This is a genomic window from Bacteroides sp. 90-K9/2 (genome assembly GCF_047310725.1).
Taxonomy (GTDB): domain Bacteria; phylum Bacteroidota; class Bacteroidia; order Bacteroidales; family Bacteroidaceae; genus Bacteroides; species Bacteroides vicugnae.
In genome coordinates this window covers 323718-346425 of the sequence record NZ_JBCGVL010000001.1, presented here as the reverse complement: position 1 = coordinate 346425, position 22708 = coordinate 323718, and the positions used below count along the sequence as shown (strand labels likewise).

Here is a 22708-nt window from a genome sequence, read left to right as displayed (position 1 = left end):
TTATGATTGAAAGTATTGACACCTCGCTGATCGATTGGTCGAGAGCCCAATTTGCGATGACAGCCATGTACCACTGGATTTTTGTTCCTCTCACACTCGGACTGGCAGTGGTGATGGGAATCATGGAGACGCTGTATTATAAAACAGGCAATGAATTTTGGAAAAAGACTGCCCAGTTTTGGATGAAACTCTTCGGTATAAACTTTGCCATTGGTGTGGCAACCGGTTTGATTCTGGAGTTTGAGTTCGGTACGAACTGGAGCAATTATTCGTGGTTTGTAGGAGATATCTTCGGTGCTCCGTTGGCTATAGAAGGAATTTTGGCATTCTTTATGGAAGCCACATTTATCGCCGTCATGTTCTTTGGATGGGGAAAAGTAAGTAAACGTTTCCACTTGGCTTCCACCTGGCTGACAGGCTTGGGAGCTACGATTTCTGCCTGGTGGATTCTCGTAGCCAATGCATGGATGCAGCATCCGGTAGGCATGGAATTCAATCCCGATACGGTTCGTAATGAGATGGTAGATTTCTGGGCAGTGGCTACGTCACCCGTAGCGGTCAATAAATTCTTCCATACGGTATTGTCCGGCTGGGTGCTGGGCGCTGTTTTTGTAGTCGGCATCAGTTGTTGGTATCTGCTGAAGAAACGTAATCGTGAGTTTGCGCTTGCCAGCATCAAGATTGGTGCTATTTTCGGATTAGTGGCATCATTGCTTTCTGCTTGGACAGGTGACGGTTCCGGTTATCAGATTGCCCAGACGCAACCGATGAAACTGGCTGCTGTGGAAGGTTTGTATGAAGGCGGCACCCATGTAGGTCTGGTTGGAATAGGAGTATTGAATCCGGAAAAGAAGACTTACAATGATGGAAAAGATCCTTTCCTCTTCCGTTTTGAAATCCCCAGTATGCTTTCTTTCCTTGCAGAACGTGATGTAAACGGCTACGTTCCGGGCATTACGAATATCATCGAGGGTGGTTATCAACAGAAAGACGGATCGACAGCTCTTTCTGCTGCCGAGAAGATAGAACGTGGAAAAACGGCTATCGGTGCATTGGCTGCCTATCGTGCTGCAAAGAGTGCAGGACACGAGGAGGATGCTCAAATTGCATATAAAGTATTGCAGGAGAATATTCCATATTTCGGTTACGGATATATCAAAGATGTGAACCAACTGGTTCCGAATGTTCCTCTGAACTTCTATGCGTTCCGTGTAATGGTAATCTTGGGCGGATACTTCATCCTGTTCTTTATTGTCGTTCTCTTCTTTATCTATAAGAAAGATTTAAGCCAGATGCGTTGGATGCACTGGATTGCTCTGCTGACGATTCCTTTGGGATACATCGCCGGACAAGCCGGATGGGTGGTTGCCGAATGTGGCCGTCAACCGTGGGCGATCCGCGATATGCTGCCGACAATGGCTGCCATCTCCAAACTGGATGTAAGCTCTGTACAAACGACTTTCTTTATCTTCCTGCTCCTGTTTACAGTGATGCTGATTGCAGGTGTCGGAATTATGGTAAAGGCTATCAAAAAAGGACCGGAGAATTGATAATTACCTATTACTTATTACTTAATATTTTAGCTATATGTATATATTTTTGCAACAATATTGGTGGCTTGTCGTTTCCTTGTTAGGGGCCATACTCGTGTTCTTATTGTTTGTACAAGGAGGTAATTCATTGTTGTTCTGTCTGGGTAAAACCGAAGAACATCGTAAGATGATGGTGAATTCTACCGGACGTAAGTGGGAGTTTACGTTTACTACATTGGTTACGTTTGGGGGAGCTTTCTTTGCTTCTTTCCCGTTGTTTTACAGTACCAGTTTCGGTGGTGCATATTGGCTTTGGATGATTATACTTTTCAGTTTTGTATTGCAGGCTGTCAGTTATGAGTTTCAGAGTAAGGCCGGAAATCTGTTAGGTAAAAAGACATACCGGACTTTTTTGGTGATTAATGGAGTGGTAGGTCCTGTGTTACTTGGTGGGGCAGTGGCTACATTCTTTACCGGTTCTGATTTCTATATTAATAAGGCTAATATGACGGATACCATTATGCCGGTAATCAGTCATTGGGGAAATGGCTGGCACGGATTGGATGCGTTGACCAACATTTGGAATGTAATTCTTGGATTGGCTGTCTTCTTCCTTGCGCGTGTGTTGGGATCGCTCTACTTCATTAATAATATTGATGATAAAGAGTTGACCGATAAATGTCGTCGTGCAGTACGCAATAATACAGTTTTGTTCCTTGTATTCTTTTTGGCATTTGTCATTCGTACATTGGTATCTGATGGTTTTGCCGTTAATCCGGATACACAGGAAATTTATATGCAACCATATAAGTATCTCACTAACTTTATCGAAATGCCGGTAGTGCTAGCTTTATTCCTGATTGGTGTGGTACTGGTTCTTTTCGGCATTGGAAAGACATTGCTTAAAAAGACGTTTGACAAAGGAATCTGGTTTACGGGAATCGGTACGGTACTGACTGTTTTATCTTTATTGCTGGTAGCAGGGTACAACAATACTGCTTATTATCCGTCATATACAGACTTGCAAAGCTCATTAACTTTAGCCAATAGCTGTTCCAGCGAATTTACGCTAAAGACAATGGCCTATGTCTCTATTCTTGTTCCGTTCGTAATTGCATATATTTTCTATGCTTGGCGTAGTATCGATCGTCACAAAATAACCGAGAAGGAAATGGATGAAGGAGGACACTCATATTAATACTTTGTTCGACTCATAATATGTTGTCTGTATAGAATTTCAACATTGAGATTCTTGCAGGAGCAAATAAACTCCCCTTATTTAATTCTCTATGTCATGGTAGAGAAGTTAAATGAGGGGAGTTTTTTTATGTATAAGCCTTTTCTATCTTTTCAAATAGATCGCTTTTTATTTGTTGACTATATTCTCCGGCTTTCCGGCGATATAAGCCTGAAGGTTACTGATTGCAATATTCATCAGACGTTCACGAGCCTCGATGGTTGCCCAGGCAATGTGCGGAGTGATGTAGCAGTTCTTTGCAGTTAGTAATGGATTGTCGGCACAAGGCGGTTCAGTAGAAAGCACGTCTACTCCGGCTGCATAAATTTTGCCACTGTTCAAAGCGTCTGCAAGGTCTTGTTCGTTGATAAGCGGGCCGCGACCGGTGTTGATTAAGATAGCTGTCGGCTTCATCATGGCGAGACGGCGTGCATTTACCATTTCGCGTGTCTCCGGAGTAAGCGGGCAGTGCAAACTGATAATATCACATTCGCTGAACAACTGATCTAAATCCATCTTCTTGATTTCCGGTGGTAACTGGAAGTGCGATTTAGAAGTCAATGCATACACTTGCATACCGAAACCGATCGCAACACGCGCTGTGGTATATCCGGTATTTCCCAGTCCTACCAGACCGATTTTCTTTTCCCGCAGTTCCATCAACGGAGTGTCCCAAAAACAGAAATCCTTGTTGTTGGTCCAACGACCTTTATGCACTTCTTCAGAGTGGTGTTGCACTTGTTGAGTGATGTTCAGGATATGCGCAAATACCATTTGAGCAACGGAAGCGGTGCTGTATGAAGGAATATTAGTAACGACGATTCCCCGTTCTTTTGCAGCAGCTGTGTCTACCACATTGTATCCGGTAGCCAACACACCGATATATTTCAGTTCGGGCAGTGCAGCCATGTGGTCTGCATTGATGATTACCTTGTTAGTCAGAATTGCTTCTGCACCGGCTGCACGTTCTAATACCTCTTCCGGAGCTGTACGGTCATAAATTGTACATTCTCCAAGCACCTTCATACCCTCCCAGGATAAATCTCCGGGATTGGCGGCATAGCCGTCTAAAACTACAATCTTCATTTCAATTTCAATATTATTAATATGTTATAATGTTTCCTACTGCTTTATTTTGCTTTTAGCTTTTCTTACAGAAGGGAGTGACTTATTTTACGAACACTTATTTCTTAAATTTGTCTCCCCACAACTGTATCATTCGCTCGGCATGTTTCTGCTCTGCCGGATTGTTTTGCGGTTGCCATATCCGTTTGTCTTTCAATTCGTCCGGAAGAAATTGCTGTTTGACAAAGTTACCTTCATAGCTGTGTGCATATTTATATTCCTGTCCGTATCCCAACTGTTTCATCAGTTTGGTCGGAGCATTGCGCAGATGCAAGGGGACAGGCAGATTACCAGTTGACCGGACTAACTCTAATGCATCGTTAATTGCACTGTATGCCGAGTTGCTTTTAGGGCTGGTAGCCAGATAAATCGTTGTTTCAGCCAAAGGAATCCGTCCTTCGGGCCAACCGATTTTCATCAATGTATCAAAGCACGCATTAGCGAGAAGCAATGCATTCGGGTTTGCCAAACCAATGTCCTCGGAAGCAGAGATCACAAGCCGGCGGGCAATGAAAGCAGGATCTTCGCCTCCTTCTACCATACGGGCAAGCCAGTAGATCGCTCCGTCAGGATCGCTGCCGCGGATAGACTTGATGAAAGCCGAGATAATGTCATAATGCATCTCTCCATCCTTGTCATAAGCCAGTGGATTCTGTTGCAAGCGTTCGGTCACCATTTCATCGGTGATGACAACTATTTCCTCCGTCTCCGATTGTACAACAAGTTCCAATATATTAAGCAGTTTGCGGGCATCTCCACCGGAGAAGCGCAGCATGGCTGTTGTTTCTTTCAATTCAATTTTTCGTTCCTTCAGCACGGTATCCGTAGTGATGGCACGTTGCAGAAGTTCCAGCAAATCTTCTTTTTCCAAAGATTTGAGTACATAAAGCTGGCAACGGGACAGGAGAGGGCGGATGACCTCGAACGACGGGTTTTCCGTTGTTGCACCAATCAGCGTGACTGTTCCGTTCTCTACAGCTCCCAACAGTGAATCCTGCTGTGACTTGCTGAACCGATGGATTTCATCGATAAACAGAATCGGACTGGACTGCGAAAAGAAACGGTTGCTCTTGGCACGGTCTATCACTTCGCGCACATCCTTCACACCGGAAGTTACAGCACTCAAAGTATAGAAAGGCGTCTCCAGTTTGTTGGCAATGATCTGTGCAAGAGTCGTTTTACCTACTCCGGGAGGTCCCCAGAGAATAAAAGAAGAGATGCGCCCTGCGTCAATCATCTTCCGCAAGATGGCTCCCGGTCCAACTAAATGTTTCTGACCGATATATTCATCCAAAGTTTTTGGCCGTAACCGTTCTGCTAAAGGTTGCATAATTTTTTAGAATACCATTAATACCATGAAACGAATACCGTTTTTGTTGATACCCGGATTATCACGGTAAGTGAAACGATGTACATATTCAATGTGCAGCAACTTGAAAATGTTGTAGATACCTACACTTCCTTCGATATACGGCACTTTCGGGTCCATTACGAAACTGGTGAACTTACCGTCGCGTGTCGGGAAACGGAACAAATCGGGATTGTTGCTCTTAAACGGATTATTCTTATCCGTCAATGTTCCCCACAAGGCACGTACGCGGAACATTTCCCTCCATTTCAAGTTCTTGATAAGGGGAATACGGTTGAATAGTTTTCCATTCATATCATAAGATAATGACATGGAAGCGTAACGGTCGTTCAGGAATTCCATGTTATTAATCAAGTTGAACGTTTCGCGCTGGGTGATGTAGGACAAGTTAGCTTCCGGCAAGATCAACAATGGGAAAGGAACCGTGTTCCATTCAGCACCTGCTTTTAAGCTACAGTCAATCTTTCCCCAGGAAGAGGGAAGCCAGAAACGTTTCCACACACTTGCTTCCGTACGGTTAAAACTGTAATCTCCGCCTAGTACTCCTTTGAAACCCATGGCGTGAGTCAATGTAAAGATAGGAGCATCCAGCGATACGGGCACGCGGCGTTGTTTGGAGTTGACAAATGATTCGCCCGGAGCATAGCGCAGTGTCAGACTTGCTTCCGAAGTCGTGACATCATGTACACGGGTTTGTGCGGCATCATTGCGCAGATATTCCAGTTTGCCGGTAGGCTCGTCGTTACGATGGCGCAGCATGGCTTTCACTCCGAATCCTGTCAGCGTTTCAAGTTCATAATTAATGGTGGCGTCACGCATATACGACATTTGGTCTACTGTCGTTGTTTTTACCGACAGGAAGATATTGTCTTTATCCGTGAACAGGAATTTATCCATCGGAGACATTACGTCATAACTGTACGTAGCCGAAAGATAATGTTTCGGGAATTCCCAGACTACATAATCGCGTTTATTAAACGAATAAGTCACCGTACCGCTATATTTCCAGCGTTCGTCTTTCAGACCGTAAGCTCCGTATCCGTTCAAGAACCAGTGTTTATGGAAATGAGCCGTTGTCATGCCGCTCAACCGGAAACGGGTACCATCAATGTAGTTGCTCGAAATCATGGTGTTGATAGGGCCGATATCCACTTTGCTCGGATGGCCTTTGCTTCCTGTTTCCACAAAGTTTTCAATCAGTGCTTTCGCTCCGAAGATGATGTACTTGAATCCCGGTATCTGTTCGAGGCGGTTGACGAATACATCCATCGAGCTTTCTTTCTTCGTCAGCGGTACTTGACGGACACTTGCCCAATATTCATCGCTTTTCGAAAGCATATCCGCTTCTTTTATCACGCTGCCTTTCAACCGGAACAGTCGTTGTTCGATAGGATCGAATTTATAATTACTATATTTTGTAGTTCGTTCCACCTGCAATCCGCCTGCCGTTTTGTTGGAATTCCAGGATAGGTCTACGGTCATGTCATCATCCGCCAATACCCAGTTGCCGTTAGGAAGTTGCTCGTACTGTTGCACGATGTCCATGCGGTTGACGAAGTTTACCCCTGTCTTTTTAGGCAGGTTCATCGTACACTTCTGAACGGCATAAGTAGAGTCGTTCAATACGTAAAGATGTCCGGTGAATCCGAAGTCCTGCGAGTTTTGCGGGACAAACGTGAGGTGGACACATTCGCGCCTGTTTACCATCAATGTGTCCATCAGATAATATTTATAAAATGAGATGGCATTGTTACCGATAGGGCTCACGAAGCGCTGTTGGAGCAACCGGATATCATCGTCGTAGATATTGATGTCAGCAAATACGTCTTTCAGTACAGTGCCGAGCATATCTCCTGTGGAGAAGAATTCTTCTATACCATTGGAGTTCTTGCCTTTGATGATCGTTTTTTTGTTTTCGGGATTTTTGCGATAGATGGTTTGCGAAGCCGTCTCCTGTACGGAAATCGGGAGAATCAATTTATTGGTTGTTTCCGAAACTTCCACCTGATCTTTTAGAAATGAATATTTCTTGTAGATTCCTTTTTCCAGTTTTTCCGGCGTGAGGTCGTTGATAGACATCTTCATTTTCTCGTACTTGTCGTACTGATAGTATTCATTCACTTCAAGGACTTGTGCCTTTTTGTGTTCGATTACTTTCTTCATGAATTCGACTGCCGGGTTGTTTTTACGGGAATATTTTTCCTTTTGAGGTTTCACTACAACCTCGTTCAGGAGCACATTATCCGGAGCCAGCTTAACGTTTACCGTCTGATTGTTGGAACCGACTTTAACTGTTTTACTGATATAACCTACAGCGGAGAACACAAGGGTTCCTCCGTTTCTGCGGGCTTCAAGACTGTATTCTCCGTCAATATTGGTGATGGTACCCATATCTCTCTTTTCCTGATAGTAAACAGAGATATACATCAATGGCTCGTGGGTAACAGAATCAGTGACTACCCCTTTTATTTGCTGCGCAAAAGCATTTGAAGCTGCCAATACGAGTAAGAACAGTATAAGTATTTTGCTATATCGTTGTTTCATAACGTACGTAGTAGGGCGCAAAGTTAACAAATAACTCTAAGGATAACAGAATATATAACTTTTTTTACCCATCGTTTTTTGTTGTTTACAAGCTTTGGTTGTCCGTCAATGAAAGGGAATGGGGCAATTCACCTTTCGATAAATTAGTTTCCCGCGTAGATAGTGATTGTTTCTCTATGGGAAACCTTTGTTCCCCCTATGGGGAAACTCTTGTTTCTCTACGGGGAAACAACAGTTCCCTTACGGGGTAAATAAAGTCTTCCGGCATGAAATGGAAAGTAACGTGCCGGAAGATGAAATGTATCCCTGTAGCAGTACTATTTTTTATCAGTCAATATCTGCACGATACGTTCTGCTGTACGCCCGTCCCAACGCTCGGGAAGTTCGCCTCTTTTCCATTCACCTTGCATCAGGGTGTTCATTGCTTTGGCAAGCAGGGCAGGATCTTCCCCGACAAGTTCGTTGGTTCCCATGCGCCATGTTTCGGGATGTTCGGCATACGTGTTGAGCGTGATACATGGAATACCCATAAATGTTGCTTCTTCGGCCACATTGCCCGAATCCGTAATGATTCCTTTTGCCTTGTTTATCAGATAACCGAAGAACAGGTAATTCTGTGGCGGCATTATGTGGAGGTTCGGAGCTTCGATGCCTAATTCTTTGATGGCATTTCGTACGTATGTGTGCAGCGGTGCTACGATAGGCATACCGGCAGATTTTTCAATGATTGTTTTCAGCAACTGACGCAGGTTTCCTTTGTTGTTCAGCAATACGCGACGGTTGAGGGTGAGCAGGAGATAATTTCCCTCTTGCAGTCCCAATACGGAAAACCATATCGGTTTGAGCAAACGGTTCCGGTTGTAACGAACGGTATCTATGAGAATGTTGCCTACATAATATACATTTTCACTTTCCGTTCCTGTCTGGTTCAGGTTGCGGTTGGCAACCATGCCGGCAGTGAATAGATAGTCGGATATTCCATCTGTAATCATGCGGTTGACCTCTTTCGGCATCTTCATGTCGAAAGAACGGGTTCCGGCTACGAGATGCGCTACCTTGATTCCTTGTTTCTTGGCAACGATGGCACAGCTCATGGTGGCAGTCAGATCGTCTACCACGAGAACTACGTGTGCCGGATTCTCCGTCAGTTCCTGTTCGAAGGCTATCATGATTCCGGCTGTCAAACTCGTTGGATTACTGCTTTCCACTCCCAGATAAACATCGGGAGCTTTCATATCAAGGTCCGAAAAGAGAGAAGCATCCAGACTTGTATCGTCTTTCCTTCCTGTATATACCAGTCGGTAAGAGATACTTTTACCCAGCGCCCGTGCGGCCTCAATAGCGCGTGTAATGGGAGCTATCTTCATAAAATTGGGGCGTGCCCCCGCAACAATTGTTATTTTCATATTGTTTCTATCTTATTCGGTTTAATTCGTGAAGCAAAAGTACATTTTCTTACGGAATTTATTTGTTACTTTGCATACAAAATAACAAATATATGCCCACATTCGTTCAAATTCTTGATTTTATAGGCACATTTGCCTTTGCTATTAGTGGCATCCGGCTGGCTTCGGCGAAACGTTTCGACTGGTTCGGTGCTTATGTGGTAGGACTTGCTACAGCTATCGGTGGCGGTACCATCCGTGATGTCCTGCTCGATGTGACACCGGGATGGATGACTGATCCTATATATCTGATTTGTACGGGACTGGCTTTGCTGTGGGTGATCTGTTTCGGACGTTCGCTCATACGGCTCAATAATACTTTCTTTATTTTCGACACTATCGGCTTGGCATTGTTTACCGTGGTAGGTGTAGGCAAGAGCATTGCTTTAGGCTATCCTTTCTGGGTGGCGATTATCATGGGTAGCATTACGGGAGCAGCAGGTGGAGTGATTCGTGACGTTTTTATCAATGAAATACCTCTCATTTTCCGAAAAGAAATTTATGCAATGGCCTGCGTCGTAGGTGGTATTGCATACTGGATTTGCGACGCCACAGGTCTGGAATCATACGCCTGTCAGTTGATTGGCGGACTGGCGGTATTCTTGACCCGCATCTTAGCTGTCAAATATCATATCTGCCTGCCTATATTAAAAGGTAGTGAAGAGCCGGAAGAATAAGGACGGCATTACTTTTCCTCCTTTATATCCAGTTCTCCCTGAAAACTAATGGACTGACGGTTTTGCATATTGACATCGATACTTGCCGAACCGTTGGGGAAGACTTTGGCTCTGAATTCATATCTGTCTTCAGGATTACGTGCAACGAATTTGATAACGGCATTCCCTTTCTTGTCCATTTCCATATTATATTCTTTAAGGATGGCTTTGAAATTCAGTCCGTCACCTCCGCCATACGGGATGCTATAAGCCCGTCCATAATAAGGCAAATAAGAAATAACCGAATCATTTCTGATTGTCAGTGAGTAGGAAGACGTCAAAGGGATGGAGCGTCCGCGCATCGGCATGGCAGTGTTGACATCTATCTTGTAGTTTTCTGATTCAATCAGTTTCTTTACCGCTTCTTTTTTCTGTTCCTTCTTTTCCTTCTTACTTTGAGCCGAAAGGGTAGGGATTCCCATTAATAAGGCTAATAACAGCATAAAGATTTGTTTCTTCGTTCTCATATCAGTTGTATTTAGGTTGATGTATATATGTATAACAACCAAATATACTAAAAAGACAGGGATACTTCTGTTTCTTTTAATGAAAATTAAACAGAAATCCCTGTCTTTTATAAGTTTAGCCCGATTTAGAACTGTTCCAGTATTTCAATTCGCTTTTCGATAGGAGGATGAGTGGCGAACAACCCGCTAAGTCCGCTGAATATACTTTTAGAATTCTTTTTGGGATTCTGAATAAATAATTGTGCCACGTCTTTCCTTTCTACTGCCTCGATGGCAGGGTCTGCCGATATTTTGCGGAGAGCGTTGGCCAGTGCTAATGGGTTTTTCGTCATTTCTGCCGAACCTGCATCTGCCATGTATTCGCGTTTGCGTGAAATGGCAAAGCGCATCAGGCTTGCGAAGAGATAGCCGATGGCGGCTATCACTAAAGCGATAAGAATAAAGAGAAATACGCCGCCGCTACCTTTATTGTTACTACGCACGCGTATGTGCGTGATGGCATAAAATGTGATTTCTGTCAGCATGGAAAAGATCCCGACAAAGACGATGGAAATAATCAGCAGGCGCACGTCACGGTTACGGATGTGACTTAGCTCGTGCGCAATTACCGCTTCCAGTTCTTCATCATTTAGTTTCCGGATGATACCTTCCGATAGGGTAACGGTGTATGTGCGTTCGTTGATACCGCTGGCAAATGCATTCAGGGAACTGTCATAGATGATATTGATTTTCGGCATTTTCATGCCTTGAGACATACAGAGGTTTTCCACCAGATTATAAACTCGTTTATTCTCCCGACGGTTCAACGGCTTGGAACCGGTGGCGGAATTGATAATACTTGTGTTAGCCCAATAGGCAATCAGAAACCAAATTAATACGATCCCCATGGTATATGGCAACGAAGAGAAGAAGAAATGATTGACCATTGGCATTATTTCTATTTCCATACTCTTTCCGTATCCAAAAAGAACCAACAGGTAACAGGATAAATAGAGGAGTGCCGCTACGAGACAAGGAAACAGGAATAGCAGAAACGCAGAGCGCAGATTATTCCGGCTCTGCTGTGTTTGGATTCCGACGTATTGCATGCGTGTTCGACTTTTGTAATTGGATGGACGGTGTAAATAAAGGTTTTAGAAACTAATTTTAGGTGCCTGCTCCAGATTCGCACGTTCGTTTTTTCCCAAGTCGAACATTATTTCTCTTTGGAATCCGGTCATTCCTGCTATTATATTCGACGGGAATGTCTGCACGGCATTATTGTATTCTTTAGTGGCCGAGTTGAAGTAGCGGCGGACAGCAGCCAGTTTATTTTCTACGTCAGAAATTTCTTCCTGTAATTGCAGGAAATTCTGATTAGCTTTCAGATCGGGGTAAGCTTCGAGGGTAATCTTCAATCCGGCAAGAGCGGAGCTTAATTGGTTTTCGGCAGCTATCTTATCGTCAATCGTTTTTGCACTGACTGCACCGTTACGTGCCTGAATCACCCGGTCGAGCGTTTCTTTCTCATGTGCGGCATATCCTTTCACTGTGTCTACCAGTTGTGGAATGAGATCATGACGTTGTTTCAACTGCACATCGATGTCGGCAAATGCGTTTTCACGATTGTTTCTCAATTTCACTAATGAGTTGTACATGGAGGCGAAAATAATGCCCAGCAATACAATAATTCCTACAATAATAAGTATGGTCATAGCCTTTTGTTTTATTTAGTAATATAAAATCAAAAGTAATCTATTTGGTTCTTTTAACCAAGAGATAGAGAATATATTTACTAAATACCACCTAAAAACTATCAGAAAGCACCTAAAATCTATCATTTGATAGAATAACCCCCTAAAAAATGACGAATTATCCCCTGTTGGATACACAAAAAACCTTTAAACTTGCAAACGTCGAGAAAAACGAAATATTAACCATAAAACCATTAAAGTATGAAAAGTTTAAGTTTCAGAAAAGATTTAATTGGAGTACAGGAGGAGTTGCTTCGTTTCGCTTATAAATTAACGGCCAACCGTGAAGAAGCAAATGATTTATTGCAGGAAACATCTTTAAAAGCATTAGACAATGAAGAGAAATATGTTCCGGACACAAATTTCAAAGGATGGATGTACACAATCATGCGTAACATCTTTATTAATAACTACCGCAAAATAGTACGCGATCAGACCTTTGTTGATACCACTGATAATTATTATCACTTAAATCTGCCACAAGATTCAGGATTTGAAAGTACCGAAGGTGCTTATGACCTGAAAGAGATGCATCGCATCGTCAACGCACTCCCCCGGGAGTATAAGATTCCTTTCTCCATGCATGTATCAGGTTTCAAATACCGTGAGATTGCAGAGAAATTAGGATTACCATTAGGTACAGTGAAGAGCCGTATATTCTTCACCCGTCAACGTTTACAACAAGAGTTGAAAGATTTTGTATAAATGAGGATAACGCATACAAACAAGCTTATAAGCAAAAGGAGCAAGGGGATAGATCCTCGTTGCTCCTTTCTTTTTATTTATGATTCAATTGTCACTTGCTTTTCTTGTTTTTGCCTTTTTTCTTTTCAACGGCTTTTTCTTCAGGTGGAAATTTTGGAACCAGATTCATTAGCCGTAATATCTGCTTTTGTCGTTTTAATATGTATGACGAAGGTTTCGCCGAGTTAAACCGTATCGGATTGGGCAGGGTAGCGGCGATAAGTGCGCATTGTCCCCGGGTCAGCTGGGCGGCTGTTGTTCCGAATTTGATCTTTGCGGTAGCTTGTGCGCCGTAGATGCCATTTCCCATTTCTATAGAGTTGAGATAGACTTCCATGATCCGTTCTTTCGACCAGAACAGTTCGATGAGAAACGTAAAGTAGACTTCGAGTCCCTTGCGTACCCATGAAGATTGCGGCCATAAGAACACATTCTTGGCTGTCTGCTGACTGATGGTGCTTGCTCCGCGTTTCCGTTTGCGTGTTTCGTTCTCTTTCATCGCCTTCTTGATTTCTACAAGATCGAATCCGTTGTGTTCGGCAAAACGGTTGTCTTCGGAGGCTATGACCGCCATCGGCAGGTTGGGAGATATCTTATCAAAAGAAACCCACGTGTGCTTCCACGTGGGTTTATCTCCTGAAAAAATCTGCTGAACGCTTCGGATAACCATCAACGGAGTGACATAAACCGGCATAAACCGATACACAATCACTGCCAACAGGGTGGATGCAAAGAAGAAAATCAGCAGGTTGCGCGTATAGCGCAGAATTTTTTTAATTAGCAGCTGCCTGTGCATCTTTAATCATCTGTTCACTTGCGTACATGTATACTTCTACACGACGGTTTTGTTCACGACCGGCAGCAGTGTCATTGCTTGCAACGGGATCGCTTTCACCCATTCCCTGTACACCTTTGATTTGATTGGTGGAAACACCACAGCTCAACAAATAACTGGACACGCTCTGTGCACGTTCTTGTGACAAGTTCAGATTTTTCTGCTGGCTTTGTGCGGCAGTGCTGTTTTTCCAGCCCTGGTTGTCGGTGTATCCGTAGATAGACACGTCCATATCCCGGTTCTGATTGAGCACATTGTTGGCAAACTTGCTTAAAGCAGATTTAGCAGCAGCACTTAGAGTTGCATTACCGGTAGTGAAAAGAATACCCGAATCGAATGTTACTTTCACGGCTTGCAATCCGTTGTTGTCTGTTATCTGTTCTACTTGTGCGCCTTCAATTTGTTTTGCTTCTGCTGCTGCTTTGTCCATCTTCTTACCGATAAGAGCACCCGTACCTGCACCTACTGCCGTACCGATAGCAGCACCAATAGCGGCGCCTTTACCTTTACCGATAACACCTCCCAGGATTGCACCCAGTGCAGCACCCGAACCACCACCGATAGCAGCACCTTTACCAGTGTTGTTCATACTTCCACAGCTACCAAAAATCATGGCAATACTCATGAAGAGAACCATAAATTTCATCTTGTTCATAATGTTGATGTTTTTTTAAATTGGTTTATAAATAATGTTTTTATACGAATCGCTTCGTATTATAAATAACAATGCAAAGATACATATTATTTGGCAAGCGTGTACTTTTTAAGTTAAAATAACTCGGATGAATCCCTTTGTTTGTTAATAAAGGAAAATGATCATTATCCTTTTATCGTTGAAGGAATACTTAAGCACTTCTTTTTAATAATAATGAACCAACTCAAAAGAATTAAACCTTTGGCAACGGTGGTGACGCAGACTGCCCACCATATTCCTTCCACTCCCATGCCCATCCGCACAAACAGGATAGCAAGCGGAATACGCATATAGTTGCAACTGATGCTGATAATGGCGGGAGGTATGGTGCGTCCGATGCCGTAGAAAACTCCCTGCATGGTGATTTCGAGCATCATGAAGAGTTGGGAATATCCGTCGATCCGAAGGAATACACCTCCGGCTTCGTAGGCTGCCTGTTCGGGCACGAATATGGCAAAAACTTCGTTTCCGAAGAAAACGAATAGCAAAGTACAGAGTGTACCGAAGATTCCCGTCATCCATAGGGTGGTGTACCAGGATTTAAGTACCCGTTCGATTCGTCCGGCAGCATAGTTTTGGGCGATGAAGGCACTTAGTGCGGTGGAGAATCCCTGTGAGGTGTTCCAGGTGATTGCTTCGATTTGTCCCCCGGTGGTGAACGTCATTAAGCCGATGTGTCCTCCCTGTTCAGAGGCAGTGCGGCAGAGGAACATGTTGACGAAGGCAAACAGTGTATTTAAGGTGGCTACGGGTAATCCCAGTTTAAGGATTCTCCGCGTGTACTTTTTCTTTAGCCGGGTGAAGAAAGGGAAACCGCCCAGCAGGGCATCCCTGCAACGCAACTGATAGATGAAAATCAGGAAAACGCTTGCTTCCGCAATCCAAGTGGCATATGCCGCACCGTTTGTTCCCAGTCCGAAACCGAATATAAAGAGTGGGTCCAGAATGATATTCAAAATCAATCCTGTGCCACTGATAAAGAACGGGATTTTGCTACGTCCTGCTGCATTATAAATTCCGGTGAAGGCAGCGGAAAGGAAAACGAAAGGTAATCCGGTAGAAACAATCCGCAGATATTGAATGGCATTGGTCGTGATATGTTCCTCAAGTTCGTAAATACGTATGATAGGTTCTGCAAATATAAAAAGGAGCCCGCCCCAGCAAATGGAAATAATCAAAGCAATCGTGATATTATGGGACGCGAAGTGGCGGGCATCTTCCTGGCTTTGTGCACCGATGGATTGTCCGACACTCACTTCAGATCCCACCTTATTTAATAAGGAAATAGAACCGGACATCCACGTCAGGATTCCGACGGAACCGATGGCGGCTACGGCTTCACTTCCCAACCGTCCTACCCATGCCATGTCTGTGAGACTATATGCCATTTGAATAAACGACGTTGCCATGATTGGCATTGCCAGATTAAACAGTTGACGGTTGATGGGGCCTTTTGTCAGATTCTTTATTCCTTGCATATAATTTTTCTATTCAAAATGAGGTGCAAAGATACGTAAAATTACTATCTTCGCACGTCTAATTATTCATTAAACAAAGTATATAGATACTATGAAACAGAAATTTTCTACTATTTTTCTCCTGTTATTTATCTTACTGGCAGGTTCACAAGTGGTAGCACAGAATGCTCCGAAACCTTTTGATATCGAACAGCCCTCACTTCGCGTATTCCTTCCTGCACCGGAACTGGCAACGGGGCGTGCCGTGGTCGCTTGTCCGGGTGGCGGATATAGCGGTTTGGCAGTCAACCACGAGGGGTATGATTGGGCACCCTATTTCAACAAACAAGGAATTGCGTTGATTGTTTTGAAATACCGGATGCCGAAAGGCGACCGCACACTGCCAATCTCGGATGCCGAAGCTGCTATGAAAACTGTGCGTGACAGTGCTGATGTATGGAATCTGAATCCGAATGACATCGGTATTATGGGCTCTTCTGCCGGCGGACATCTGGCATCCACCATTGCCACTCATGCTAAACCGGAACTTCGTCCGAATTTCCAGATTCTTTTCTATCCTGTGATTACGATGGATAAGTCATATACCCACATGGGATCTCATGATAATCTATTGGGTAAAGATGCTTCTGCCGAACTGGAAACAGAATATTCCAATGAAAAGCAAGTGACGAAAGATACGCCGCGTGCTTTTATCGTATATAGTGATGACGATAAGGTCGTTCCACCTGCTAATGGAGTTAATTATTATCTGGCTCTGAACAAGAATAATGTTCCTTCAGTACTTCATATCTATCCTTCCGGCGGGCATGGATGGGGGATTCGTGAAGGTTTTCTTTACAAGAATGAAATGCTGAATGAACTGACATCCTGGCTCCGTAGTTTCAAAGTGCCTCATAAAGATGCTATCCGTGTAGCTTGCATCGGCAATAGCATTACGTATGGGGCACGTATCAAGAATCGCAATCGTGACAGTTATCCGGCTGTGTTAAGTCGTATGTTGGGGGAGGCTTATTGGGTAAAGAATTTCGGAGTAAGTGCACGCACTCTGTTGAACAAGGGCGATCATCCTTATATGAATGAGAAGGCTTATCGGGATGCACTGGCCTTCAATCCCAATATCGTTGTTATCAAATTGGGTACAAATGACAGTAAATCATTCAATTGGAAGTATAAGGCAGACTTCACGAAAGATTTGCAGACGATGGTAGATGCTTTCAAAGCATTGCCTGCTCAACCGAAGATTTATCTTTGCTATCCTTCCAAAGCCTATCAGACAGGAGATAATATTAACGATGATATTATCTCTAAAGAAATTATTCCGATGATAAGGAAGGTTGCTAAGAAAAATGGCCTGCCTGTTATCGATCTTCATGCGGCAATGGACGGAATGCCTGATTTGTTCCCTGATAAGATTCATCCGAATGAAGAAGGCGCTAAAGTGATGGCAAAAGCCGTTTATCAGTCCTTGAAAAAGTAAAACAGAAACGCGAGAACTACCCCAAACAAACGGTTGGAACTTTCTCTCAAAGAGATTGCTCTAACCGTTTGTTTTTTAGTTTAATGACGAATAATCTTCTTATAATATGCTAAAAAAGTATCTTTTTGAAAGTCCGGTTTGGCGGTAATATCTATTTTTGCGCCCGAAAAATATTAAAATGATAAATAGCGTTATGAATAGACTACAAGATTTTACTTTTTTCTCGCAGTTGATGGCTAACGCTAACATGGGGTGGTGGAAAGCCAATTTATCAACTGCAAGTTATGAATGTTCTGAACTTATATTGGAGTTGTTAGGTCTGGATCAGACCGGAATGATCAGTTTTGAAGATTTCAATAAACGTATTCTGAAAGAAGAGCAACCTCCTACAACTGTTCATTCTTTTGGTGTGCATCAAAGACCGGAAACGGTATATTTGCTCGATACAGTAAAAGGAGCCGTTTGGATACGCAGTAAGATTTGCTTTCGAGAAACAGACGAAGACGGAAATGAAATTGTTTATGGAATAGCCGAAGTGCAGGATGGTCCTGATATGGCATCTGCTTATCAGGCCTTGCAATACAGTGAACGTCTCTTATATAACATTTTCAAGCATTTACCCATTGGTATCGAGTTGTATGATATGGATGGGACGTTGGTGGATTTGAACGATAGGGAATTGGAGATGTTTCATGTGGAGAAGAAAGAAGACATCTTGGGTATCAATATTTTCGAGAACCCAATTTTCCCGAAGGAGATGAAAGAACGGTTGAAGATGTATGAGGATGCCGACTTTACTTTTCGTTATGACTTCTCGAAAGTCGGAACCTATTATCAGAGCTCCCGAAAGGAAGGCACGATTGATTTGGTGACTAAAGTGACTACATTATATGATAGCAAATGCCAACCGATCAATTATTTGTTGATTAATGCAGATAAGACAGAAACAACCATAGCCTATAATAAAATACAGGAGTTTGAGGAGTTTTTCGAACTGGTTGGCGATTATGCCAAGGTCGGTTATGCTCACTTTAATGTTTTGAATGGACACGGCTATGCCCAAAAAAACTGGTACAGAAATGTGGGTGAATCGGATGGAACTCCGTTATCCGAGATTCTTGGTACATACCGGCATTTTCATCCCGACGACCGTGCCCTGCTGATTCAGTTTCTGGACAATGCACGAAAGGGACTTGCTGTCAAACTAGGTAAAGAGATGCGTATCCTTAGGGAGGACGGCACATGCACATGGACGTATGTCAATCTGTTAGTAAAGAGATACGCTCCGCAAGACCGGATGATTGAAATTATCAGCATTAATTATGATATTACAGAGCTAAAAAAAACAGAAGAAATGCTTGTCAAAGCACGTGATAAAGCCGAGGCATCCGATCGTTTAAAGTCTGCTTTCCTGGCTAATATGAGCCACGAGATCCGTACTCCTTTAAATGCCATTATTGGATTCTCAAGTCTGTTGGGCAGTACGGAAAATGCGGCGGAAAAAGAATTTTATAATTCCCAGATCAGTCATAACAACAAACTTCTGCTTGATCTGATTAATAATGTGATTGATCTTTCTAAGATAGAGTCCGGTTATCTGGAACTGCATCCGGATTGGGTCAATCTTACCGAACTTCTTGACGAGAGTGTAGCGGAGCACATTCATCAAGTACCCTCCGGTGTTGAACTCCTGACCCACTATCCGGAGCATGATTCTTTGGCGGAACTGGATAGGCCGCGCATTAAGCTGATATTGAGAAACTTCCTCTCGAATGCCTTAAAGAACACCACCACCGGATATGTGGAAGTCTTCTATGAGGTAGACCGGCAGCTTGTCCGAATCGGTGTTAAAGATACCGGCCGGGGTATTCCGCAGAATATGCTTGAAAAGATATTCGAAAGGTTTGAGAAGTTGGACTCTTTTGCTCAAGGGGCAGGTTTGGGCTTATCCATCTGTAAGTTGATTGTCGAAAAGATGAACGGACGGATAATAGTAGATTCCCAACTGGGAACAGGTACTACTTTTGTAATCGAATTACCGTGCCATTCTATGCCTGTTGAATAAGTATATTGGGAAAATATAAAAAAGAAAGATCCCCTTTGTTCATGACTGTTGCCATGAAAGTTTGTGATAAATAATATATTTCTTCCTTTAGTTGACAAAGTCAACTAAAGGGCGTATCTTTGCGCCATGAAACAGGAACATTTGAATAGTATAAGAGCCTTTAATAGGTTCTATACAAAGTTGTTAGGCGTACTTAATAAGTATTATTTAGAAAGTGAATTTGGACTTCCCGAGGTTCGCATTATTCAGGATGTTTATTTGCACCCTGATAGAAGTTCCAAAGATATATCCAGTGAGTTAAACATGGATAAAGGTTTGCTCTCCCGTTTATTAAAACAACTGGAACAAAAAGGGTATATATGTCGAAAAGGAACAGAAAGAGATAGTCGCATGGGGCTGATAAATCTCACACAAAAAGGATGTGAAATTTATCATCGCTTAAATGCTGCCGCTAATCAATCTGTGGAGGAAATTTTTGCACACCTGAATGATAACCAACTGCAAAAGATAATAAATAGTATGGACTTCATTTATAATACAATGAACGAAAAGGAAACAAATCTTGCAGTTAAGAAGGTTGCGCCCATTGTTATACGTCCAATAGAGAAAGAAGATAATACTTCAATTGCTTGTGTACTTCGTGCTTCAGTTGAAGAACATGACGCTCCTAAAGTCGGTACATTTTATGATGATCCACATACAGATATGATGTTTCAGACTTTTAATATAAAAAATGCAGAATATTGGGTGGTTGAATGTGACGGTGTAATATTGGGTGGTGCCGGCTTTTATCCAACTAAAGGCCTGCCCCAAGAGTATGCTGAATTGTCAAAATTCCATTTTAAACCGGAACTTAGGGGAAAAGGAATTGGAAAACGTCTACTGCAACTAATAGAACAACGAGCAATAAAGGCAGGATATACACATATGTATATTGTTTCATATCACGAGTTTGGAAATGCTGTTGCTATGTATGAAAAATGCGGATATAAGCATATAAGTAGTGCATTAGATAAGTCAGGGCTTTATCAGGACGCACCTTTTCATATGGTGAAAGAGTTGCAGAGAAAAGTGTGACTATCATTTTTAGAAAATATGATAGTGATTATTGGTTACGGATATAATATAAAAAAAACTCCTGCAATACCTTGATATTGTAGGAGTTATCTTTTTCTGTTCTGTGTTTCAGTGATCCGCCTGGGGCTCGAACCCAGGACCCCAACATTAAAAGTGTTGTGCTCTACCTGCTGAGCTAGCGAATCGGTCCTTCAGTGCTTTCTTTCGAATGCGGGTGCAAAGGTAGAACATTTTTTTATAACTCCAAAAGAATTCAAACATTTTTCTTATCTTTGTGCCATTATCAACAATATATAATCATACATATGGCTGCTGACGATAAAAAAATTATCTTCTCGATGGTGGGAGTGAGCAAGGCTTTCACCCCCAATAAGAATGTGCTGAAAGACATTTACCTGTCGTTTTTCTATGGAGCGAAAATCGGTATTATCGGTTTGAACGGTTCCGGTAAATCAACGTTATTGAAGATCATCGCCGGTTTGGAGAAATCCTATCAGGGAGAAGTGGTGTTCTCTCCGGGATATTCCGTGGGTTACCTGGCACAGGAACCTTATTTAGACAACACAAAGACAGTAAAAGAAGTAGTAATGGAAGGTGTGCAACCCATTGTTGACGCACTGACAGAATACGAAGAAATCAATCAGAAGTTCGGTTTACCGGAGTACTACGAGGATCAGGATAAGATGGATGCTCTTTTTGCTCGTCAGGGCGAACTGCAAGATATCATTGATGCGACTGATGCATGGAATCTGGATAGCAAACTGGAGCGTGCGATGGATGCTCTCCGTTGTCCGCCTGAAGATCAGCCGGTAGAAAACCTGTCCGGAGGTGAACGTCGCCGGGTAGCTTTATGTCGTTTGTTGTTGCAGAAACCGGATGTGCTCTTGCTGGACGAACCTACCAACCACTTGGATGCAGAATCTATCGACTGGTTGGAACAACATCTTCAGCAATATGAAGGTACGGTTATTGCCGTGACGCACGACCGTTACTTCCTCGATCATGTAGCCGGATGGATTCTTGAACTGGACCGTGGTGAAGGTATTCCCTGGAAAGGTAACTACTCTTCCTGGCTGGAACAGAAGACAAAACGCATGGAAATGGAAGAAAAGACCGTCAGCAAACGTCGCAAAACACTGGAACGTGAGTTGGAATGGGTGCGCATGGCTCCGAAAGCCCGTCAGGCAAAGGGTAAGGCACGTCTTAACTCTTATGACAAGTTGCTGAATGAAGACGTGAAAGAGAAAGAGGAAAAACTTGAAATCTTCATTCCGAATGGTCCGCGTTTGGGTAATAAAGTCATTGAAGCGAAACAGGTGGCCAAAGCATACGGCGATAAACTATTGTTTGACGATTTGAACTTTATGCTTCCTCCTAATGGTATTGTCGGTGTGATCGGTCCCAATGGTGCGGGAAAGACGACACTGTTCCGTCTGATTATGGGATTGGAGACAGTAGATAAAGGAGAATTTGAAGTAGGAGAGACTGTAAAGGTGGCGTATGTAGACCAGCAACACAGAGACATTGATCCGAATAAGAGTGTTTACCAGATAATTTCCGGTGGCAATGAGTTGATCCGCATGGGAGGACGTGACATCAATGCGCGTGCATACCTTTCCCGTTTCAATTTCTCCGGAGGCGATCAGGAAAAACTTTGCGGTGTACTGTCCGGTGGTGAAAGAAACCGTTTACACTTGGCGATGGCTTTGAAAGAAGAAGGCAATGTACTGTTGCTCGATGAGCCTACCAATGATATTGACGTAAACACACTGCGTGCTTTGGAAGAAGGTCTGGAAGATTTTGCCGGCTGTGCCGTAGTTATCTCGCATGACCGTTGGTTCCTCGACCGTATTTGTACACACATTCTGGCTTTTGAAGGAGACTCCAATGTATTCTACTTCGAAGGGTCTTATTCAGAATACGAAGAAAATAAAATGAAACGTTTGGGAAATGAAGAGCCGAAGCGTGTTCGTTATAGAAAGTTAATGACTGACTAGTATAAAGTAATAGATTGAAGCATTTCTAATGCTTTCTGTTTCAAAATAAAAGGCTCTGCAAATATTGTAGAGCCTTTATCATTTTATAAGGTAGTAAAACGTTTATCTCTCTTAAAAAATTGTAGTATAATCGTAATGTAGTTCTAAATATTATTAATTATATTTGTGCACAG

General features: G+C 43.0%; 18 protein-coding genes and 1 tRNA gene. 8 read left to right on the top strand and 11 right to left on the bottom strand.

Annotation, left to right across the window (positions count from 1 at the left end):
• Window positions 1–2 precede the first annotated feature (2 nt).
• Window positions 3–1550, top strand: a complete 1548-nt coding sequence (locus tag AAHJ11_RS01215; protein WP_074557140.1) for a cytochrome ubiquinol oxidase subunit I — start codon at window positions 3–5, stop codon at window positions 1548–1550.
• Between the two features lie 37 nt (window positions 1551–1587).
• A complete protein-coding gene (cydB, locus tag AAHJ11_RS01210; RefSeq protein WP_004300336.1) occupies window positions 1588–2730 on the top strand; it encodes a cytochrome d ubiquinol oxidase subunit II in 1143 nt (380 codons plus the stop codon).
• Window positions 2731–2898: 168 nt separating this feature from the next.
• Here cydB and AAHJ11_RS01205 read toward each other — a convergent pair whose 3' ends face one another.
• The 4 genes from AAHJ11_RS01205 to wecB form a co-directional block, all read right to left on the bottom strand.
• Entirely contained in the window at window positions 2899–3855 is a 957-nt protein-coding gene (locus AAHJ11_RS01205; protein ID WP_099145810.1) for a D-2-hydroxyacid dehydrogenase, read from the bottom strand.
• Between the two features lie 97 nt (window positions 3856–3952).
• Window positions 3953–5224 (bottom strand): replication-associated recombination protein A, encoded by a 1272-nt coding sequence (locus tag AAHJ11_RS01200; RefSeq protein WP_074557141.1) that lies wholly within the window; start codon window positions 5222–5224, stop codon window positions 3953–3955.
• A 6-nt stretch (window positions 5225–5230) separates the two neighbouring features.
• Window positions 5231–7807 carry a DUF5686 and carboxypeptidase-like regulatory domain-containing protein gene (locus AAHJ11_RS01195; protein WP_195650421.1) on the bottom strand — a complete coding sequence of 859 codons (2577 nt, stop codon included), beginning with the start codon at window positions 7805–7807 and terminating at the stop codon, window positions 5231–5233.
• Window positions 7808–8124: 317 nt separating this feature from the next.
• A complete protein-coding gene (gene wecB, locus AAHJ11_RS01190; RefSeq protein WP_074557142.1) occupies window positions 8125–9213 on the bottom strand; it encodes a non-hydrolyzing UDP-N-acetylglucosamine 2-epimerase in 1089 nt (362 codons plus the stop codon).
• A gap of 92 nt (window positions 9214–9305) precedes the next feature.
• On the opposite strand from wecB, the gene AAHJ11_RS01185 reads away from it, so the two are divergent.
• Complete coding sequence (locus AAHJ11_RS01185) at window positions 9306–9929, top strand: trimeric intracellular cation channel family protein (protein ID WP_074557143.1); 624 nt, start codon at window positions 9306–9308, stop codon at window positions 9927–9929.
• Window positions 9930–9937: 8 nt separating this feature from the next.
• Here AAHJ11_RS01185 and AAHJ11_RS01180 read toward each other — a convergent pair whose 3' ends face one another.
• From AAHJ11_RS01180 to AAHJ11_RS01170, 3 genes are all read right to left on the bottom strand, one after another.
• Window positions 9938–10435: a DUF4251 domain-containing protein gene (locus tag AAHJ11_RS01180; RefSeq protein ID WP_074557144.1), complete on the bottom strand. Its 498-nt coding sequence runs from the start codon at window positions 10433–10435 to the stop codon at window positions 9938–9940.
• A gap of 125 nt (window positions 10436–10560) precedes the next feature.
• A complete protein-coding gene (locus AAHJ11_RS01175; protein ID WP_074557146.1) occupies window positions 10561–11523 on the bottom strand; it encodes a M48 family metallopeptidase in 963 nt (320 codons plus the stop codon).
• Window positions 11524–11568: 45 nt separating this feature from the next.
• Window positions 11569–12129 carry a LemA family protein gene (locus tag AAHJ11_RS01170; protein WP_074557147.1) on the bottom strand — a complete coding sequence of 187 codons (561 nt, stop codon included), beginning with the start codon at window positions 12127–12129 and terminating at the stop codon, window positions 11569–11571.
• Window positions 12130–12369: 240 nt separating this feature from the next.
• On the opposite strand from AAHJ11_RS01170, the gene AAHJ11_RS01165 reads away from it, so the two are divergent.
• Window positions 12370–12873 carry an RNA polymerase sigma factor gene (locus AAHJ11_RS01165; RefSeq protein WP_004300346.1) on the top strand — a complete coding sequence of 168 codons (504 nt, stop codon included), beginning with the start codon at window positions 12370–12372 and terminating at the stop codon, window positions 12871–12873.
• A gap of 91 nt (window positions 12874–12964) precedes the next feature.
• On the opposite strand, the gene mtgA is transcribed toward AAHJ11_RS01165, so the two are convergent.
• The 3 genes from mtgA to AAHJ11_RS01150 all read right to left on the bottom strand — a co-directional run bounded on the left by mtgA (window position 12965) and on the right by AAHJ11_RS01150 (window position 15919).
• The gene (mtgA, locus tag AAHJ11_RS01160; RefSeq protein WP_148367316.1) at window positions 12965–13708 is read right to left on the bottom strand and encodes a monofunctional biosynthetic peptidoglycan transglycosylase; all 744 of its coding nucleotides are present in this window, start codon (window positions 13706–13708) and stop codon (window positions 12965–12967) included.
• The gene (locus AAHJ11_RS01155) at window positions 13686–14402 is read right to left on the bottom strand and encodes an OmpA family protein (protein WP_148367314.1); all 717 of its coding nucleotides are present in this window, start codon (window positions 14400–14402) and stop codon (window positions 13686–13688) included. The genes mtgA and AAHJ11_RS01155 overlap by 23 nt, the downstream gene beginning before the upstream one ends.
• Before the next feature lie 164 nt (window positions 14403–14566).
• Window positions 14567–15919, bottom strand: coding sequence for an MATE family efflux transporter (locus AAHJ11_RS01150; protein WP_320975307.1), 1353 nt, complete (start codon window positions 15917–15919; stop codon window positions 14567–14569).
• 91 nt (window positions 15920–16010) lie between these two features.
• Here AAHJ11_RS01150 and AAHJ11_RS01145 point away from each other — a divergent pair, with 91 nt between their 5' ends.
• From AAHJ11_RS01145 to AAHJ11_RS01135, 3 genes are all read left to right on the top strand, one after another.
• Complete coding sequence (locus AAHJ11_RS01145; protein ID WP_148367311.1) at window positions 16011–17396, top strand: GDSL-type esterase/lipase family protein; 1386 nt, start codon at window positions 16011–16013, stop codon at window positions 17394–17396.
• A 193-nt stretch (window positions 17397–17589) separates the two neighbouring features.
• On the top strand, window positions 17590–19461 hold the full coding sequence (locus AAHJ11_RS01140) for a PAS domain-containing sensor histidine kinase (RefSeq protein WP_320975306.1): 1872 nt from the start codon (window positions 17590–17592) through the stop codon (window positions 19459–19461).
• Between the two features lie 126 nt (window positions 19462–19587).
• Window positions 19588–20538 carry a helix-turn-helix domain-containing GNAT family N-acetyltransferase gene (locus AAHJ11_RS01135; protein WP_298047014.1) on the top strand — a complete coding sequence of 317 codons (951 nt, stop codon included), beginning with the start codon at window positions 19588–19590 and terminating at the stop codon, window positions 20536–20538.
• Window positions 20539–20650: 112 nt separating this feature from the next.
• Here AAHJ11_RS01135 and AAHJ11_RS01130 read toward each other — a convergent pair.
• Window positions 20651–20723: transfer RNA gene (locus tag AAHJ11_RS01130), tRNA-Lys, on the bottom strand.
• A gap of 120 nt (window positions 20724–20843) precedes the next feature.
• Between AAHJ11_RS01130 and ettA the strand changes: the two genes are divergently transcribed.
• Window positions 20844–22535, top strand: coding sequence for an energy-dependent translational throttle protein EttA (gene ettA / locus AAHJ11_RS01125; protein WP_148367308.1), 1692 nt, complete (start codon window positions 20844–20846; stop codon window positions 22533–22535).
• Window positions 22536–22708: the final 173 nt, after the last annotated feature.

Excerpts from the sequence above, each read along its gene's own strand:
- AAHJ11_RS01215 (WP_074557140.1), top strand. The coding sequence starts at position 3 with ATGATTGAAAGTATTGACACCTCGCTGATCGATTGGTCGAGAGCCCAA.
- cydB (WP_004300336.1), top strand. The coding sequence starts at position 1,588 with ATGTATATATTTTTGCAACAATATTGGTGGCTTGTCGTTTCCTTGTTA.
- AAHJ11_RS01205 (WP_099145810.1), bottom strand. The coding sequence starts at position 3,855 with ATGAAGATTGTAGTTTTAGACGGCTATGCCGCCAATCCCGGAGATTTA.
- AAHJ11_RS01200 (WP_074557141.1), bottom strand. The coding sequence starts at position 5,224 with ATGCAACCTTTAGCAGAACGGTTACGGCCAAAAACTTTGGATGAATAT.
- AAHJ11_RS01195 (WP_195650421.1), bottom strand. The coding sequence starts at position 7,807 with ATGAAACAACGATATAGCAAAATACTTATACTGTTCTTACTCGTATTG.
- wecB (WP_074557142.1), bottom strand. The coding sequence starts at position 9,213 with ATGAAAATAACAATTGTTGCGGGGGCACGCCCCAATTTTATGAAGATA.
- AAHJ11_RS01185 (WP_074557143.1), top strand. The coding sequence starts at position 9,306 with ATGCCCACATTCGTTCAAATTCTTGATTTTATAGGCACATTTGCCTTT.
- AAHJ11_RS01180 (WP_074557144.1), bottom strand. The coding sequence starts at position 10,435 with ATGAGAACGAAGAAACAAATCTTTATGCTGTTATTAGCCTTATTAATG.
- AAHJ11_RS01175 (WP_074557146.1), bottom strand. The coding sequence starts at position 11,523 with ATGCAATACGTCGGAATCCAAACACAGCAGAGCCGGAATAATCTGCGC.
- AAHJ11_RS01170 (WP_074557147.1), bottom strand. The coding sequence starts at position 12,129 with ATGACCATACTTATTATTGTAGGAATTATTGTATTGCTGGGCATTATT.
- AAHJ11_RS01165 (WP_004300346.1), top strand. The coding sequence starts at position 12,370 with ATGAAAAGTTTAAGTTTCAGAAAAGATTTAATTGGAGTACAGGAGGAG.
- mtgA (WP_148367316.1), bottom strand. The coding sequence starts at position 13,708 with ATGCACAGGCAGCTGCTAATTAAAAAAATTCTGCGCTATACGCGCAAC.
- AAHJ11_RS01155 (WP_148367314.1), bottom strand. The coding sequence starts at position 14,402 with ATGAACAAGATGAAATTTATGGTTCTCTTCATGAGTATTGCCATGATT.
- AAHJ11_RS01150 (WP_320975307.1), bottom strand. The coding sequence starts at position 15,919 with ATGCAAGGAATAAAGAATCTGACAAAAGGCCCCATCAACCGTCAACTG.
- AAHJ11_RS01145 (WP_148367311.1), top strand. The coding sequence starts at position 16,011 with ATGAAACAGAAATTTTCTACTATTTTTCTCCTGTTATTTATCTTACTG.
- AAHJ11_RS01140 (WP_320975306.1), top strand. The coding sequence starts at position 17,590 with ATGAATAGACTACAAGATTTTACTTTTTTCTCGCAGTTGATGGCTAAC.
- AAHJ11_RS01135 (WP_298047014.1), top strand. The coding sequence starts at position 19,588 with ATGAAACAGGAACATTTGAATAGTATAAGAGCCTTTAATAGGTTCTAT.
- ettA (WP_148367308.1), top strand. The coding sequence starts at position 20,844 with ATGGCTGCTGACGATAAAAAAATTATCTTCTCGATGGTGGGAGTGAGC.